Genomic DNA, 15,648 nt, shown 5'->3' on the forward strand with positions numbered 1-15,648 from the left:
TTTTTCCATACGAAGAAATAAAAGGAACTTAAGAAAGAAGTCTAGTATTTACAGATACCAAATACTGTCTGTTAATTGCTGAATCTCATTAATATCATGACTGACATACAGCATTGGAATCTGAATTTCTTGTTTAATTTTTTGAAAAAAAGGAATAATTTCAGCTTTATGTGCTGCATCCAAAGCGGATAAAGGCTCATCTAATAATAAAAGTTGCGGCGAATACAGCAAGGCTCGCCCCAATGCGACACGCTGCTTTTCTCCACCAGATAATTTAGAAGGCATACGATTTAATAGATGATCAAGCTTTAATAAGTCAACAATATAATCTTCTTTAAAATATCTTTTTTCAGGTGCAATTCGCCTCAATCCAAAACATAGATTCTTTTTGACATTCATATGCGGAAATAACTGTGCATCCTGAAATACCAATCCCACACGGCGTTGTTGAGTACTTAAATTAATCTTTTGTGAAGCATCAAACCATGTATGCTCCTGCACTCTAATCCAACCTGCTTGAGGTGTATTCAGTCCTGCAATCGCATGTAAAATACTGGTTTTACCTGAACCCGATGCGCCAAATAAACCAACCACACGCTGATCCGACTGAAAAGTCTGATCTAGGCTAAACTTTCCAAGTTGCAACTGGATATGACAATTCAACATCGTTGTTCTAGCCTCGCTTGTTTTTTTGATAACGATGAAACCATTGCGCAAACCACAACGTAAAAAAAGCAACGCTTAAAGAAAGAATAATCAAACGCCAAACTTGATGTTCAGTATCAGGTTGTTGCATCAAACTATACATCGCCAAAGGCAAAGTTCGGGTTTCACCTGCAATATTGCCGACAAAGGTAATCGTCGCACCAAACTCCCCCAAACTACGACAAAAACATAAAATTGCACCCACTAAAATTCCACTACTGGCTAATGGCAATGTGATGCTAAAAAATGTGCCCAATCCTGATGCACCTAATGTTTTAGCCGCCATTTCCAGACGTTGATCAACCAGTTCAATCGCAAGCCGAATCGACTGTACAAATAAGGGAAAACCCATCACCGCGGCGGCCAAAGCAGCGCCTTTCCAATTAAAAGCTAAACTTAAACCCCAAGCATTCAGATACTGCCCCAACATGCCATTGTTACCAAAAACTTGTAGTAGCAAATATCCAGGAACAACAGGCGGTAAAACCAATGGCAAAAAAACCAAAGTCTCAAATAGAGATTTTCCCCAAAATTCTTTTCGTGCCAATAACCAGCCCACAAACAAAGCTGGAATTAAATTCACCAATAAACTAAAAGCAGCCACCTGACAAGATAACTTGAGAACCTCAAGCTCCTCTGCCGAAAGAGAAAAAAACATTATTTAGCTGGTAATAACACAGTAAAACCGTATTGTTTAAAAACGGTATTGGCCTGTTTTGTCTGCAAAAATTGATAAAATTTTACGGCGGATGGGTTATTTTTGATGAGACCTAGTGGATAAATAATCGGTGCGTGGGTATTTTCAGGAAATACTCCCACAATTTTAACATCTTTACTAATGGCAGCATCAGTTGCATAGACAATACCTAATTGACATTCACCACGCGCAACAAAATTTAAAGCAGCTCTGACGTCCTCTGTTTCAACCAATTTGGGCTGAAGTTTTTGCCACCACCCCAGTGAAGTAAGTGCCTGTTTTCCATATTTGCCGACTGGAACGCTTTTGGTATCTCCTGTACACCATTTCCCTTGAAAAACTGTACTTGGATCGACATTTTTATCCATCTTAATAGTGTTGATTGTCGAATTTTTAGGTGCAATTAAAACCAGTTTATTGCCCAATAAATTAATACGCTGATTAGACACAATCAGTTTTTTATTTTGCAGATAATTCATCCATTGTTCATCTGCCGAGATAAATACATCAGCAGGTGCGCTGGCTTCGATTTGTTTAGCTAAAGTTGAAGAACCAGCATAAGACGTTTTAACTTCAATTTTAGTTTGCTTTTCAAACGCTTTTTCTAAATCTGTAATTGCATTGGTTAAACTTGCAGCGGCATATACAGTGACATCATTGGCTGCATGAGCTTGGATAGCAAAGCCTACGATACAACTGAATAGCATTGAAATTATTATTTTTTTTGTGTGATGAGTCGACATGATGATTGCCTTTTTTCAATATGTTTTCAGAAATATATCGATAATTATGTAAATATACAATTGAAAAGGTAGAAATAAGCTCTAGTTTTCTGGTTAGAGATATAAAATAAATAACCACTCAGTTAAGCATCGACCCAGCTCTATCACTCTAAGCAAGGATCTGGTTTGGAAAGTTTAAAAAACCAAATCCTATAGAATCACAATAAAAAAACATCGTCATTAGGATATTGCTTTAATTTTGAGCTTTCACTCTTTTTTTTGATGAAATAATTTGCCAAAACACGCTTTTATTTATATGATAGCCGCCATTGGAAGCGTGGCAGAGCGGTTTAATGCACCGGTCTTGAAAACCGACGAGGGTGTGAGTCCTCCGTGAGTTCGAATCTCACCGCTTCCGCCAAATATCGAAATAACCCTTTGTTTGCTACAAAGGGTTATTTTTTTAGCTGCTATTTTAGCTTTCGCCTATTCCTCTATAAACTCTAAATTGGATTAAAGCCATTTCTATAAAATATAACATTTTAAGTTGAGCTTTTTTTCAAACGCTATAATTTCAAATATTGGTTTTTTAAATCTGTTTTCGCCAAGACGTTTGACGTTAAACATTTACTCAGAATTCAACCGTTCCTGTAGCAACCAATGTTGTAACGGCACAAAGACCAGTCGGGTTAATTCAATGAGAATAATACCTAACAAAATGCCCGCCAAACGAATCCAGCCATTATCCATGCTCAGTAAACTAAGTTGATCAGGCACCATCACGACGATATACACCAGAGAAAATTGGGTTCCTATATAGGCAAAACTCTGTCCACTATTTTCAATATGCCGCCCAATAACAATTCCAAGTGCAATTGCCAATGCAGCAAAAGCATAATTTATCGCGCTCAAAGGTAATAATATAAATGCCAATCCAGCACCCAACAAGCAGCCAAATAATCGATATAAATTTCTCATTGATATCAATTTTTTATTATTTAGATCTGGTAGCGGAATCATCAGAACCGCTAAGATCGTAATCGCGGTTTGAGTCAGTAAATCTACCGAAAAGTACTGGATTAAAAAAGGCACGACTGCAATTGCCAAGGCAGCTTGTACGGTATGAATGAGCGTCAGTTTTCTGTAACCCTCAAACTTTGCGATTTCGACCAAGCCACTTTTATTGGCCGTTAAGGAAAATCTTGGACGAATCAGGTAGGTAAAAAAGAGACTAACCAGCATACAGGCTACAGTACCCGCTATCACTTCAATACTTCGCGTTTTGGCAAATTGGCTCATATCGACAAAGGGATACATTAACCCATCAATAATCACCATCGCAAAAGTCAGACCAAAAAACAGCCATGCATAGCCATACCGTGTAGTCATGGCAAAATATAGCGAAAATGCAGCAAAAAAAGCCAAAACCAGACTGTTCATCCACAGGCTTTTAGAAATATAAAGTTCAATCCAACATGCCAATAAAGCGCCAACTACTGTTCCCAAAATTCTCAGCATTCCACGAATACAGGTATCGACAATATGTGAACGCAATACCATATAACCACTAAACGCAGCCCATCCAATATTTTCTGCGCCAAAGTAATGAGCAAATAAAATAGCAAGGAATACTGAACATAAAATTTCAATTTCATCCAGTGTACGCTTGGGCGTATGACTCTCCCAACGAAATTGTTGCAGGATTGCAGACCATAAACCTTTTGCTGATTCAAATACTTGCATAGTGATACTTATATGCCGAACTGCATTAATTGTAATGGATAGCTAAAGCTGAAGATTTGTATTCTTGTGACTGATTTCTGGATTTTCTTCAATAAAAAAGAGGGGAAAATTACTTTCCCCTCTTTTGTAGATTAAATCATTTATACAGTTGATTTAATCTTCCAGAATGCGGCTATGTTTTTGTTGATCTTTCATGCGGAAGAAATACACCAGACAGATCGCACACATCACCGTTACATAGATAAAGTAGAAATTTTCGTGGCCAATGTTTTTAAACTGTAGCGCCACAAGTTCTGATGTACCACCAAAAATCGTATTGGCAATCGCATAAGGAAGTGCCACACCAAGCGCACGAATATGGGCGGGGAACATTTCAGATTTAATGACTGCACTGGTTGAGGTATAACCAGATAAGAACATCATACCAAACAGAATCAATAAACCTGCAATCACAGGACTTGATGTCGTTGCGATAGTACTAAAAATTGGATAAGTAAATAAAACGCCACCGATACCAAAGAAAATCATGACGGCTCTACGACCAACTTTATCGGAAATAGAACCCATCACGGGTTGTGCAAGCATGAAGATAAAGATGGTGACAGCAGAAACCATCGTCGCGACTTCTTTAGAAAAGCCAGTCGTATTCACCATAAATTTTTGCATATAAGTGGTATAAGCATAGAATGAAATCGTACCACCCGCAGTTAAGAATAAAACACCTAATGCTTCTTTGGGATGATGTTTAAACAATGCAAATGCACTTGATTTGACTTCTTGTGTCGCGTTTTTGAAAGATTGAGTCTCTACCATACCACGACGGATAATAAAGACAGACAATGCTAAAATTGAACCGACAAAGAATGGAATACGCCAGCCCCACTCGTACAATTGCGCCTCAGTTAACACTTGTTGCAAGATGATTAAAGTTGCAAGTGCCAGAAGCTGACCAGCCATAATGGTCATATACTGGAAACTTGAGAAAAAACCACGTCGGTTTTTTCCTGCCATTTCACTCAAATAGGTCGCGCTTGCACCATATTCTCCACCGACACTCAAGCCTTGGATCAATCGCGCAATAATCAAAATAACAGGAGCCATCACCCCAATCTGTTGATACGTTGGTGCAATCGCAATCAGGATTGAACCGATACACATCAAGGTAACAGAGAGTGTTAAACCTGCTTTACGTCCCTTACGGTCTGCAAAGATACCCATCATCCATGCGCCAATGGGACGAATCAAGAAACCAACCGCAAAAACCGCTGCTGCTTGAAGCAACTCAACGGTCTGGTTACCTGCTGGGAAGAAAGATTTTGCGAAATATAAAGTGAACATACTGTAGGCAAACCAGTCATACCATTCGACTAGATTACCCGCTGAACCGCCCAAAATAGATTTAATGCGTGTTTTCTGATCCAGATTCGCATTTAATTTTTTATCAACCGCCTGATCGATACTCATTTGGCTTCTCCTTAGCCATTTACATGTTTAGAACCAGTTAGCCCTAGCTAGTTCTACCTAAACCATCATTTTGCGTAATAGTTAACAAAGCCAGTTTGATTAAACAATGCGAAAAAAAGTCAGTTCAAAAATAAAGGCCTTTTAAAATTAAATAATTTCTTGTTTTTTATTGATTTATTTTTATTAAATTTATTCATTATTCGATCATTTAAACTGATGGAACTGATCAGAATAAAATATAAGCAATAAAAAAACTCCCAGAGTCCAACTGAGAGTTTTAAATAACATATCTAACCCGAATCCTGCTTAAGCTAATGATTCCATAACTTGAATTGTTGGCTTATTCCGATGAGTTAATTGATATGCACATAACGATGCATAAATTCCGCTAAGAAATCCATGAATACTACGTGCTTTACTCGTCACTAAATTGTATTGTCCTTTCAATAAGCTGAATAACGTTTCTATCTTATTGCGTTGTTTTAAATGATATTTATCTGATGAACAGAGTTGAATAGCCTGCATGTTCTTTCTATGGTAAGTAATCAAATCAACCCCTTGATCTTTTAACCTGCTTTTTAAATTTTGACTGATATAGCCACGATCCGCATAAAGCTTTGCGTCTAAGCCTTCAACCAATTGTTCAACCATTTTTATGTCAGCAACATGCCCATTAGATAAGCCTGAGCTAACGATCTCACCGAATTGATTCATCACGATATGTAACTTACAGCCATAAAACCATCCCATTGAACTTTTACCGCGAGATGCAATCTTGGCTAATGATTTATGACGCTGAATACGCTGATTTTTACAGACAGGCAGAGTCGTTGAATCAATCCATAAATATTGTTTGTATTCACCTTTCATCAAAGCGACATGTAAAGCATGTAGAGCTAATTGATGCATATTGATCAGGTGAATCATCCTTTGGTAACAGGGTAAGCGTTTAAATAAATGATTTTTATCCTGCTTCAACCATGAAAAGAAAGCTTTGAAATTGTTGAAATGAGAACACTTATACCAAATGGCGATAAAATGTATTTCTGAGAGACTCAGCTGGGCTGGTCGAATTCTTACAGAGCGACGACTTTGTTTGAGAAACTTCCAATAAGTTGCTTCAAATTTAAGAAAGAAATCATCAATGATGCAGAATAATTCGGTACTATTGAACATCAGGGCTAGAGCTTTAGGTTTGGTGTGGTAACTCAACTGATGGCTCTAGTCCCCTTATTTTTCAAGTCAATTGCTTATCCGCGATTCGGGTTAAATTAAAGTTATTTAAACGTACTGGTATTTTCTTTAACGATCAGAAATCCATGAACCACCGAGCCATGCTTTGGTTTCAATCGCGATTTTGCAGCAATTAAATGTTTCTCCTGCAATTACATGCACGAGCTTGGAAATATGTCGGGTGTTGGGTAAAGCGATGGCGATATTACGTGAAAATTCTGTATGTTGGATAGGAGCAACTTTAATGGTCTTTTGCTGCAAATCACTTTTTACAGCGACCAAAGGTAAAATGGTATAACCAAGTCCCTCTTTCACCAATTGTTTTTGTACATTGAGATCATTAATTTCAGCCGCTATTTTTAAATCTAATTTCTCAATTTGAAAACCATGATCAATTAAAAAGCGCAGTTGATGTGGCGAATAAGGCAAAATTAAAGGTAATTCTGAAATTTCAGCTAATTCAACAGCTTTAGACTGATGTAAATCAGAGGAATAAGGCCCGATTAACCATAATTGTTCTGCCACAATCTGATGACTATCAATAAACTTGGATGGTACAGAATCATAAAGTAGGGCTAAATCAATCTCTCCTGCCTCTAGCCATTCTTTCAAATGTCCTGAGTAACCCACCGATATTTTGAGGTTCACGTCAGGAAACTTCTTTTTCATGACCCGCATTAAAGCCACCGAGAGTAATTCACTTAAACTGGCTAAAATCCCAATATGTACCGTGCCTTTAAGCGCTCCATCTTTTGAGGTCAGTTCCATTTTTGCGGCTTCAATTTCTTTTAAGGCCCGTCGAGCATAATCTTCCAGCACTTTACCTTCTTGCGTTAGGCTCATGCCATGCCGTCCACGCTCAAACAGTTCAACCCCAAGTTCTTCCTCAAGTAAATGAATTTGACGAGAAACCGCAGGCTGTACAATATTCAGCATTGCTGCTGCTTTGGTGATGTTGCGTGTCTCTGAAATAGTCAGAAATGCCCTTAACTGCTTAATATCCATATCAATGCTCTTTTGAGATTACAGCCATCAAATTATTCTATTTTAATAATTTAACAATAACAATATATGATCATTAAAACGCTCCATTTTGATAAGGACATCTCATGAAATCGACTATTGATAATTTTTCTGAAATTCGTGAAGCAGTGCGTGCCTTATGCGCGCAATTCCCTGACGAATATCATCGTAAAATTGATGAAGAAAAAGGCTATCCAGAAGAATTTGTGGATGCACTTACCCATGCGGGCTGGTTAGCGGCCATGATTCCAGAAGAATACGGCGGTTCAGGTTTAGGGCTTGCCGAAGCAACCGTGGTGATGGAAGAAATTAACCGTTCGGGGGGCAATGCAGGCGCCTGTCATGGTCAAATGTATAACATGGGAACGTTACTGCGTCATGGTTCAAAAGCGCAAAAAGAATTGTACTTGCCTAAAATTGCCAGCGGTGAATGGCGTTTACAGTCCATGGGTGTGACTGAACCTACAGCCGGTACAGACACCACCAAGATTCGCACGACTGCGGTGAAAAAAGGCGATAAATATGTGGTCAATGGTCAAAAAGTCTGGATCTCACGTATTCAGCACAGTGACTGGATGATTTTGTTGGCACGTACCACACCGCTTGCCGAAGTTCACAAAAAATCTGAGGGGATGTCTATTTTTATGGTGGATGTGAAGGAAGCGGTCAAACACGGTATGACTGTTCGTCCAATTCCAAATATGGTCAACCATGAAACCAATGAATTGTTCTTTGAAAATCTGGAAATTCCTGAAGAAAACCTGATTGGTGAAGAAGGCAAAGGCTTTAAATACATTCTGGATGGTTTAAACGCAGAACGTACGCTAATTGCGGCTGAATGTATTGGTGATGGTTACTGGTTTATGGATCGTGCAGTGAAATATGCCAATGACCGCGTGGTTTTTGGTCGTCCGATTGGTCAAAATCAAGGTGTACAATTTCCACTGGCTGAGTCTTTTGTTGAAATTGAAGCAGCCAACCTGATGCGTTTCCGTGCTTGCGAACTGTTCGATGCCCATCAAAAATGTGGTGCAGAAGCCAATATGGCGAAATATCTTGCAGCCAAAGCCAGTTGGGAAGCAGCCAATGCCTGCTTACAAACGCATGGTGGTTTCGGTTTTGCCAACGAATATGATATTGAACGTAAGTTCCGTGAAACTCGTTTGTACCAGGTTGCGCCAATTTCAACCAACCTGATCTTAAGCTATGTGTCTGAACATTTATTAGGTTTACCTCGTTCATTCTAAGATCAAGGGGAACAATTGATGAAAACCACACCTCGTTCATTCCTGTTTGTTCCTGCTAACCGTGTTGAGCGCTTTGAAAAAGCGCTGAATGCAAGCAGTGACGCAGTGATTATTGATCTTGAAGATGCTGTTCCAGTTGAACTAAAGGTTCAGGCACGTCAATTACTTGCAGAATGGCTTGCAGCGCATCCTAATCAAAAGATCATGATCCGTGTTAATTCTCGACAAACCCAATGGTTTAACGATGATCTTTCATTACTCCAATATGCCAATGTTTCTGCAATCGTGCTGCCTAAAACTGAGGAACCAGCCGATGTTGAAGCTGTAACACAAGTGAAAGCAGTAGATGTGTACCCTCTCATTGAAACGCCTCTTGGTCTGGCGCAAGTTCGTGAGATAGCTAAAACGGCGTATGTCAAAGCCTTGATGTTTGGTTCAATTGATTTCCAACTGGAAATGGGCATGAATGGCGGCTACGCAGAACTGGTCTATTTCCGTAATGAAATTGTGCTGGCGTCTAAACTGGCCAATATCCACCCGCCGATTGACGGTGTCACAGTCGATATTAAAAATGATGAACTCTTAAAACTTGAAACCACGCAGGCCAAAAATTTAGGTTTTTCAGGCAAGTTGTGTATCCATCCCTTGCAAGTTGAGCAGGTGAATCAGGTGTTTCGTCCAAGTGCAACCGAAATTGACTGGGCCAAACGTGTGCTTGATGCCGTCAATGCAGCACAAGGTCAAGCCATTAGTCTGGATGGCAAAATGATCGATTTGCCGGTGATTCGTCGTGCCGAACAGGTGTTACAGGCTTCGGTTGAGTAGTAAAGGACTTTACAGGATCAATAAAATGAATAATTTTGAAGCATGGATTGGTAAAAAAGAAGTCTATCATGATGTTTGTAATGATAAACCGATAGGCATGATGCAAGCGTTACTCAATCAATACGGTCAACCGATTGATGAACTTCCGCTTTTATTTCATTGGTTATATTTCTTGCCTGTCGTCAACCAGTCTGAACTTGCCGAAGATGGACATCCCTACAAAGGCAGTTTTTTACCGCCAATTCCTTTTCCAAAACGGATGTGGGCAGGTGGTCGTTTAAAATTTCACTCACCCATTCGTGTCAATCAACAACTACGCCGCGAATCTGAAATTTTAAACGTTGAATTTAAGCAAGGTCGTAGTGGTGATTTATATTTTGTGACTGTGCAGCATTCAATTTATGCCGAAGATGTGCTCGCAATTGTAGAAGAACACGATATTGTCTACCGCGAAGCAACCAGTAATCTGCAAAACAAAGGCTCTACACAAGCATCGGAAAAGCCAAAAGTGCCTGAAAAGTCTGAGCTGCCTGCCAGAAACTATAGCTATAAAAAAAGCTATCCCGTCATGACGACCACCTTATTTCGTTATTCCGCATTGACATTTAATGGTCACAAGATTCACTACGATCGTTCTTATTGTACCCAAATAGAAGGTTATCCAGGTCTAGTGGTACATGGGCCTTTACTCGCTACTCTGCTGTTACATTTTCTGACACAGGAATACCCAGACAAACAGGTCAAGAGTTTCGAATTCCGTGCAGTTAAACCTGTTTTTGATTTTAATGAGTTTTATGTCTGTGGCGATATTCAAGAGCAAGACGGTGAACTCTGGATTGAACATGTCGATGGCCAAACTGCCATGCAGGCAAAAGTCAGTTTTAAATAAGGGAGTTATCTCATGCGACCATTAGAAGGAATTACGGTCATTACCCTTGAACATGCCATTGCTGCACCGTTTTGTACGCGTCAGTTGGCAGATTTAGGCGCTCGGGTAATAAAGGTTGAACGTCCCAATGTCGGTGATTTTGCCCGTAAATATGATGAACGTGTCGATGGAATGTCTTCACATTTTGTCTGGACCAATCGTTCTAAAGAAAGTTTGACGCTGGATGTCAAAGCTGATCCTGCCAAAGATATTTTGCATAAGTTGATTATGCAAGCCGATGTATTGGTACAAAATCTGGCACCCGGTGCTGCGGCGCGTTTAGGCTTGTCCTATGAAGAACTTTCACAGATTAATCCTAAAATCATCGTCTGTGATATCTCAGGCTATGGCGATGATCATGAGCATCCCGGCCCTTATCGTAATAAAAAAGCCTATGATTTATTGATTCAAAGCGAATCTGGCTTTTTATCCATTACAGGCACACCTGATGATTATGTCAAAGCAGGCTGTTCAATTGCCGATATTGCAGCGGGTATGTATGCCTATAGCAACATTTTAGCTGCTTTGCTTGAACGCAGCCAAACAGGAAAAGGCAAACGGATTGATGTGTCAATGCTCGAAAGTATGACCGAATGGATGGGTTATCCTTTATATTACACGCTTCGTGGCGACACACCACCGCCCCGTACAGGTTCGGCGCATGCCACGATTTATCCTTATGGGCCTTTTCCTGCTCAAGATGGTCAAGTCATGCTGGGTATTCAAAATGAACGTGAATGGCAGGCTTTTTGCCAGATTGTACTTGAACAGCCAGAAACGGCAAATCAACCTGAATTTATCAACAATACCTTGCGTGTCAAAAACCGTGAAGTACTCAAACAGATTATTATTGAATGTTTCGGTCAACTGACTCGTGATCAAGTAATCGAACGTCTGGAAAAAGCCAAAATTGCCAATGCCAGTGTCAATGAAATGCAGGATGTCTGGCATCACCCTCAACTTCAAGCGCGTCATCGCTGGACAGAAGTCGAAACACCGATTGGTAAAGTACCTACACTCAAACCGGTAGGTTTAACTGATGATCAGGATTTTATAATTAAAGCAGTGCCAGATCTCGGTGAAAACAGTGCAGATATTTTAACTGAGCTCAATTATTCACAAGACGAGATTGATCTGCTTAAACAACAGCATGTGATCTAAGTTATTCAAAATCATAAAAAATGGATTGTATATTTTAATGCAATCCTTTTTTATACACGTTTTTCACTTATATGCTTTTCGTATCACAGCTATTAAATCTTAGTATTTTAAAAATCAGAATTTTGTTCTTATGATCAAAATAGAAACAACAGCGCAGCAAAGTGCGATGTTTATTCCAATCATTGATGAAAGGACATCATCATTTAGATCACCATCCTGTCTATGTTGCCTCAACTGATCCTGCCATGATTTCGACCCACTCTTTAGCATGGCATGTTTGAGCTTCACAGGTCTGTGGCATGAGTACATATTAGATATTCAATGTCCTTTCAACACCGTATTAAAAAACAAAGATTATGGATAGCAATAATCTTCATTGATCGCAGGACATCAGATTATGTATATACAAAAGGATATGAAAGCACAGATGCAAGAGATAATCGGCAAAATCAGTACCGATCTGACGCTTTCTGCCGACAGTGCCACATACATTGAAGAGCTGTATGAACAATATCTGCTTGCACCTGAAACGGTGAGTGAAGATTGGCAACTTTATTTTGGTCAATTTCCTCAAGGCGATCAACCCCACGGCCCGATCAAGCAACAGTTTAAGGATCTGGCACGTAATGCACATCGTGTTCAAAACATCGAAAAAACTGAGGTCAGCCCAGAACAACAATTGCGTCAAATTGCAGTCATTAAACTGATCGCAGCTTATCGTCATCGTGGTCATCAAAAGGCCAAACTAGACCCGTTAGGTTTGGCCAAACGTGAACATGTTGCTGAGCTAGAATTGGCCACGCATGGTTTAACCCAAGCAGACTTAGCTACCTTTTTTTTTACGGATGATCTGGCGATTGGCAAGCCACAAGCAAGCTTAAAAGAGATCATTCAGCACCTCAAAAATACCTATTGCCAAAGTATTGGTGCCGAGTTTACTCATTTAATCAATACACAGGAACAACGCTGGTTGCAGCGTCGTTTGGAGCAAACCCAAAATCGTTTTAACTTTAGTGCAGATAAGAAAAAACAGATTTTTCATTTGCTCAATAAAGCTGAAGGTCTGGAAAAATATCTGGCTAACAAATTTGTAGGTGCTAAACGTTTCGGTGCTGAAGGTGCAGAAACCTTAGTCCCTTTGATGCATGAAATTATTCAACGCGCAGGTGCAACAGGTACTAAAGAAATTGCGCTTGGCATGTGTCATCGCGGTCGGTTAAATCAACTGGTCAATATTTTTGGTAAGCATCCCAATGAAATGTTTGCCGAATTTGAAGGTAAGCTGTTCACCAACTCAGGCTCAGGCGATGTGAAATACCATCAAGGTTATTCATCCAATGTCATGACAGATGGCGGTGAAGTCCATTTGGCACTTCAACCGAATCCATCGCACTTGGAAATCGTTTCCCCTGTTGCAGTTGGGTCTGCCCGTGCCCGTCAAGATCGTCGTCAAAATGTCGATGAAGTATTGTCGGTCAGTGTGCATGGTGATGCTGCCTTTGCAGGTCAAGGCGTGGTGATGGAAGCATTCCAAATGTCACAAACCCGTGCCTACTATGTCGGTGGAACATTGCATGTGATTGTCAATAATCAGGTTGGATTTACCACCTCCAATATTTTAGATACGCGTTCTACTGAATACTGTACCGACGTCGCCAAAACCGTTCAGGCACCGATTTTACATGTCAATGCGGATGACCCAGAAGCAACAATTTATGCGATCCAATTGGCGCATGACTATCGTAAAGAATTTCGTAAAGATATCGTGGTCGATCTCTATTGCTACCGTCGTCGTGGTCATAATGAAGCCGATGAACCCTCAGGCACTCAACCGCTCATGTATCAAGTGGTCAATCAACTACCAACCACGCGCAACCTTTACTTAAATCAATTGATCAATGAAAAAATCCTGACTCAAGCTGAAGCGGATCACATGTTATTGCAATATCGAGATCGTCTGGATGCAGGTCAACATGTCACAGATAATCTGGTGCTCGACCCTGATCAAAGCATGTATGTCGACTGGGCTCCGTATATTGGTCTAAGTTATAGCGATGAGTGTGATAGCACATTTGATCTCAATCGACTCAAACAATTGGGCGTGATTTTAAATACAGTCCCTGAAGGCTTTGTGTTACAACGCCAAGTTCAAAAAGCCGTCGATGATCGTTTGTCCATGCAGACAGGTGAACTCGCCTTAAACTGGGGCGCTGCTGAAAATCTGGCTTATGCAACCCTGATTGATCAGGATTATCCAGTCCGTATTACTGGCGAAGATGTGGGTCGTGGTACATTCTCACATCGTCATGCCAAACTGCATCATCAGGTCGATGGCAGTACCTATATTCCGCATTGCCACATTAAACCAAATCAACCCCATTTCGCTCTGTATGATTCATTACTGACCGAAGAAGCGGTCTTGGCGTTTGAATTTGGTTATGCGACCACAACGCCCAAAAGTCTAGTGGTTTGGGAAGCTCAATTTGGTGATTTTGCGAACTGTGCACAGATAGTGATCGATCAATTCATCGCGTCGAGCGAAACCAAATGGGAGCGTAACTGTGGGCTGACCCTATTACTTCCACACGGATTTGAAGGTCAAGGCCCTGAACACTCTTCGGCACGTCTAGAGCGCTTTTTACAACTTTGTGGCGAAGACAATATGCAAGTGATCACGCCGACGACACCTGCACAAATCTTCCATGCATTACGCCGTCAAGCACTACGTAATATCCGTAAGCCGATGATCGTGATGTCACCAAAATCACTCTTGCGACATAAACTTGCTACCTCTACATTGGATGAATTAGCGACTGGGACATTCCAGACAGTGATTGATGAAATAGATGATATCAATGCAGAACAGGTAACCCGAGTGGTGCTCTGTGCAGGTAAAGTCTACTACGATTTATTAGAAAAACGCCGTGAACAACAACTTAAGCATGTCGCTATTGTTCGGATTGAACAACTCTACCCTTACCCTGAAGCGCGTTTGACTGAAGTTTTTCGCCGATATCCAAATCTGCAACAATTGATCTGGGCACAAGAAGAACCAGAAAATCAGGGTGCATGGTTATTTATCGCCTTACGTCTGTATAAACTGATGGCAAAAATGGAGAAAATAGTAGATGTACAATATGCAGGCAGAGAAACTGCTGCTGCACCTGCATGCGGTTCACCTTATTTACACGCCAAACAACAAACTGAATTAGTGCAACAGGCATTAGGCTTATAAGTAATTTATTATTACTACTTATATCCTTAAAATAAAAAAACCGAATGATTAAATTATTCGGTTTTTATTTAAAAAATAATCTTGGAAAATAATTCATATTACATAATTAATAAAAGTAATGAAAAAAATTAAAACAACAACAATCATAGAAATAAAATATTAAAACAATCCATCACCAATATCATGTTTAGTCGTTTGATTCGTTTAATAGTATCTAGCTCAAACGCTTATATTTCTTTAATTTCTTATATAAACACAAACGGCTAATACCCAAAAACTGACATGCCTGTGCCTGATTACCTCGTGTATTAATCAGTACAGCAGAGAATACGCCCTTTTCCATTTCTTTTAAAAAATAGGAGTATAGCTTACTATCTGTCGATGTATCCTGTATTTCCATATGTTTGAGCAATTGATAGACATGCGCTCGAACGACATCAGCAAGCAAAACATCTTTCCCAGAAAAATGATCATGTATCGATAATTGTTCCAAATCCATTTTTGAAAACTCAGCTATAATCACAAGTATATTTTAACAAAGAATACCACATATATCCGATTATTTATTTTTATAAGAACAATAAAATAATATGATCATTTTTTAATAAATAACGATTTAAATCCAAGATAATTAAGGTTAATATAAAGCTCTGGTTTAAACGACA

At 39.8% G+C, this 15,648-nt stretch carries 13 protein-coding genes and 1 tRNA gene; 6 read left to right on the plus strand and 8 right to left on the minus strand.

Annotation, left to right across the window (positions count from 1 at the left end):
• Nucleotides 1-48: 48 nt before the first annotated feature.
• Genes modC through modA form a run of 3 tightly spaced genes read right to left on the minus strand, consistent with a single transcriptional unit; the run spans nt 49 to nt 2,109 of the window.
• On the minus strand, nt 49-666 hold the full coding sequence (gene modC / locus I6L31_RS05560; protein WP_005005137.1) for a molybdenum ABC transporter ATP-binding protein: 618 nt from the start codon (nt 664-666) through the stop codon (nt 49-51).
• Between the two features lie 7 nt (nt 667-673).
• Entirely contained in the window at nt 674-1,363 is a 690-nt protein-coding gene (modB, locus tag I6L31_RS05565; protein ID WP_005005141.1) for a molybdate ABC transporter permease subunit, read from the minus strand.
• Complete coding sequence (modA, locus tag I6L31_RS05570) at nt 1,363-2,109, minus strand: molybdate ABC transporter substrate-binding protein (RefSeq protein WP_228128626.1); 747 nt, start codon at nt 2,107-2,109, stop codon at nt 1,363-1,365. The genes modB and modA overlap by 1 nt, the downstream gene beginning before the upstream one ends.
• Nucleotides 2,110-2,455: 346 nt before the next feature.
• Here modA and I6L31_RS05575 point away from each other — a divergent pair.
• Nucleotides 2,456-2,545, plus strand: a tRNA-Ser gene (locus I6L31_RS05575).
• A 206-nt stretch (nt 2,546-2,751) separates the two neighbouring features.
• On the opposite strand, the gene I6L31_RS05580 is transcribed toward I6L31_RS05575, so the two are convergent.
• From I6L31_RS05580 to I6L31_RS05595, 4 genes are all read right to left on the minus strand, one after another.
• On the minus strand, nt 2,752-3,867 hold the full coding sequence (locus I6L31_RS05580) for an FUSC family protein (RefSeq protein WP_005005145.1): 1,116 nt from the start codon (nt 3,865-3,867) through the stop codon (nt 2,752-2,754).
• Nucleotides 3,868-4,020: 153 nt separating this feature from the next.
• Entirely contained in the window at nt 4,021-5,331 is a 1,311-nt protein-coding gene (locus I6L31_RS05585) for an MFS transporter (protein WP_005005146.1), read from the minus strand.
• Nucleotides 5,332-5,637: 306 nt separating this feature from the next.
• Nucleotides 5,638-6,507, minus strand: a complete 870-nt coding sequence (locus I6L31_RS05590) for an IS982 family transposase (protein ID WP_005001054.1) — start codon at nt 6,505-6,507, stop codon at nt 5,638-5,640.
• A 126-nt stretch (nt 6,508-6,633) separates the two neighbouring features.
• Nucleotides 6,634-7,569: a LysR substrate-binding domain-containing protein gene (locus tag I6L31_RS05595; protein WP_004987227.1), complete on the minus strand. Its 936-nt coding sequence runs from the start codon at nt 7,567-7,569 to the stop codon at nt 6,634-6,636.
• A 104-nt stretch (nt 7,570-7,673) separates the two neighbouring features.
• On the opposite strand from I6L31_RS05595, the gene I6L31_RS05600 reads away from it, so the two are divergent.
• From I6L31_RS05600 to I6L31_RS05620, 5 genes are all read left to right on the plus strand, one after another.
• Nucleotides 7,674-8,834 (plus strand): acyl-CoA dehydrogenase family protein, encoded by a 1,161-nt coding sequence (locus tag I6L31_RS05600; RefSeq protein ID WP_005005147.1) that lies wholly within the window; start codon nt 7,674-7,676, stop codon nt 8,832-8,834.
• 18 nt (nt 8,835-8,852) lie between these two features.
• Nucleotides 8,853-9,659 carry an HpcH/HpaI aldolase/citrate lyase family protein gene (locus I6L31_RS05605; RefSeq protein WP_005005148.1) on the plus strand — a complete coding sequence of 269 codons (807 nt, stop codon included), beginning with the start codon at nt 8,853-8,855 and terminating at the stop codon, nt 9,657-9,659.
• Between the two features lie 25 nt (nt 9,660-9,684).
• Nucleotides 9,685-10,548 (plus strand): FAS1-like dehydratase domain-containing protein, encoded by an 864-nt coding sequence (locus I6L31_RS05610; protein WP_005005151.1) that lies wholly within the window; start codon nt 9,685-9,687, stop codon nt 10,546-10,548.
• A 12-nt stretch (nt 10,549-10,560) separates the two neighbouring features.
• Complete coding sequence (locus tag I6L31_RS05615) at nt 10,561-11,748, plus strand: CaiB/BaiF CoA transferase family protein (RefSeq protein WP_005005154.1); 1,188 nt, start codon at nt 10,561-10,563, stop codon at nt 11,746-11,748.
• Between the two features lie 427 nt (nt 11,749-12,175).
• Nucleotides 12,176-14,983: a 2-oxoglutarate dehydrogenase E1 component gene (locus I6L31_RS05620; RefSeq protein WP_035272350.1), complete on the plus strand. Its 2,808-nt coding sequence runs from the start codon at nt 12,176-12,178 to the stop codon at nt 14,981-14,983.
• A gap of 214 nt (nt 14,984-15,197) precedes the next feature.
• On the opposite strand, the gene I6L31_RS05625 is transcribed toward I6L31_RS05620, so the two are convergent.
• Nucleotides 15,198-15,482 carry a helix-turn-helix domain-containing protein gene (locus I6L31_RS05625; protein ID WP_005005159.1) on the minus strand — a complete coding sequence of 95 codons (285 nt, stop codon included), beginning with the start codon at nt 15,480-15,482 and terminating at the stop codon, nt 15,198-15,200.
• Nucleotides 15,483-15,648: the final 166 nt, after the last annotated feature.

Source organism: Acinetobacter septicus (genome assembly GCF_019355975.1).
Taxonomy (GTDB): Bacteria; Pseudomonadota; Gammaproteobacteria; order Pseudomonadales; family Moraxellaceae; genus Acinetobacter; species Acinetobacter ursingii.

Coding starts and splice junctions, on each gene's coding strand:
- I6L31_RS05580 (WP_005005145.1), bottom strand. CDS start 3,867: ATGCAAGTATTTGAATCAGCAAAAGGTTTATGGTCTGCAATCCTGCAA.
- modB (WP_005005141.1), bottom strand. CDS start 1,363: ATGTTTTTTTCTCTTTCGGCAGAGGAGCTTGAGGTTCTCAAGTTATCT.
- I6L31_RS05605 (WP_005005148.1), top strand. CDS start 8,853: ATGAAAACCACACCTCGTTCATTCCTGTTTGTTCCTGCTAACCGTGTT.
- modC (WP_005005137.1), bottom strand. CDS start 666: ATGTTGAATTGTCATATCCAGTTGCAACTTGGAAAGTTTAGCCTAGAT.
- I6L31_RS05600 (WP_005005147.1), top strand. CDS start 7,674: ATGAAATCGACTATTGATAATTTTTCTGAAATTCGTGAAGCAGTGCGT.
- I6L31_RS05595 (WP_004987227.1), bottom strand. CDS start 7,569: ATGGATATTAAGCAGTTAAGGGCATTTCTGACTATTTCAGAGACACGC.
- modA (WP_228128626.1), bottom strand. CDS start 2,109: ATGCTATTCAGTTGTATCGTAGGCTTTGCTATCCAAGCTCATGCAGCC.
- I6L31_RS05625 (WP_005005159.1), bottom strand. CDS start 15,482: ATGGATTTGGAACAATTATCGATACATGATCATTTTTCTGGGAAAGAT.
- I6L31_RS05585 (WP_005005146.1), bottom strand. CDS start 5,331: ATGAGTATCGATCAGGCGGTTGATAAAAAATTAAATGCGAATCTGGAT.
- I6L31_RS05620 (WP_035272350.1), top strand. CDS start 12,176: ATGCAAGAGATAATCGGCAAAATCAGTACCGATCTGACGCTTTCTGCC.
- I6L31_RS05590 (WP_005001054.1), bottom strand. CDS start 6,507: ATGTTCAATAGTACCGAATTATTCTGCATCATTGATGATTTCTTTCTT.
- I6L31_RS05615 (WP_005005154.1), top strand. CDS start 10,561: ATGCGACCATTAGAAGGAATTACGGTCATTACCCTTGAACATGCCATT.
- I6L31_RS05610 (WP_005005151.1), top strand. CDS start 9,685: ATGAATAATTTTGAAGCATGGATTGGTAAAAAAGAAGTCTATCATGAT.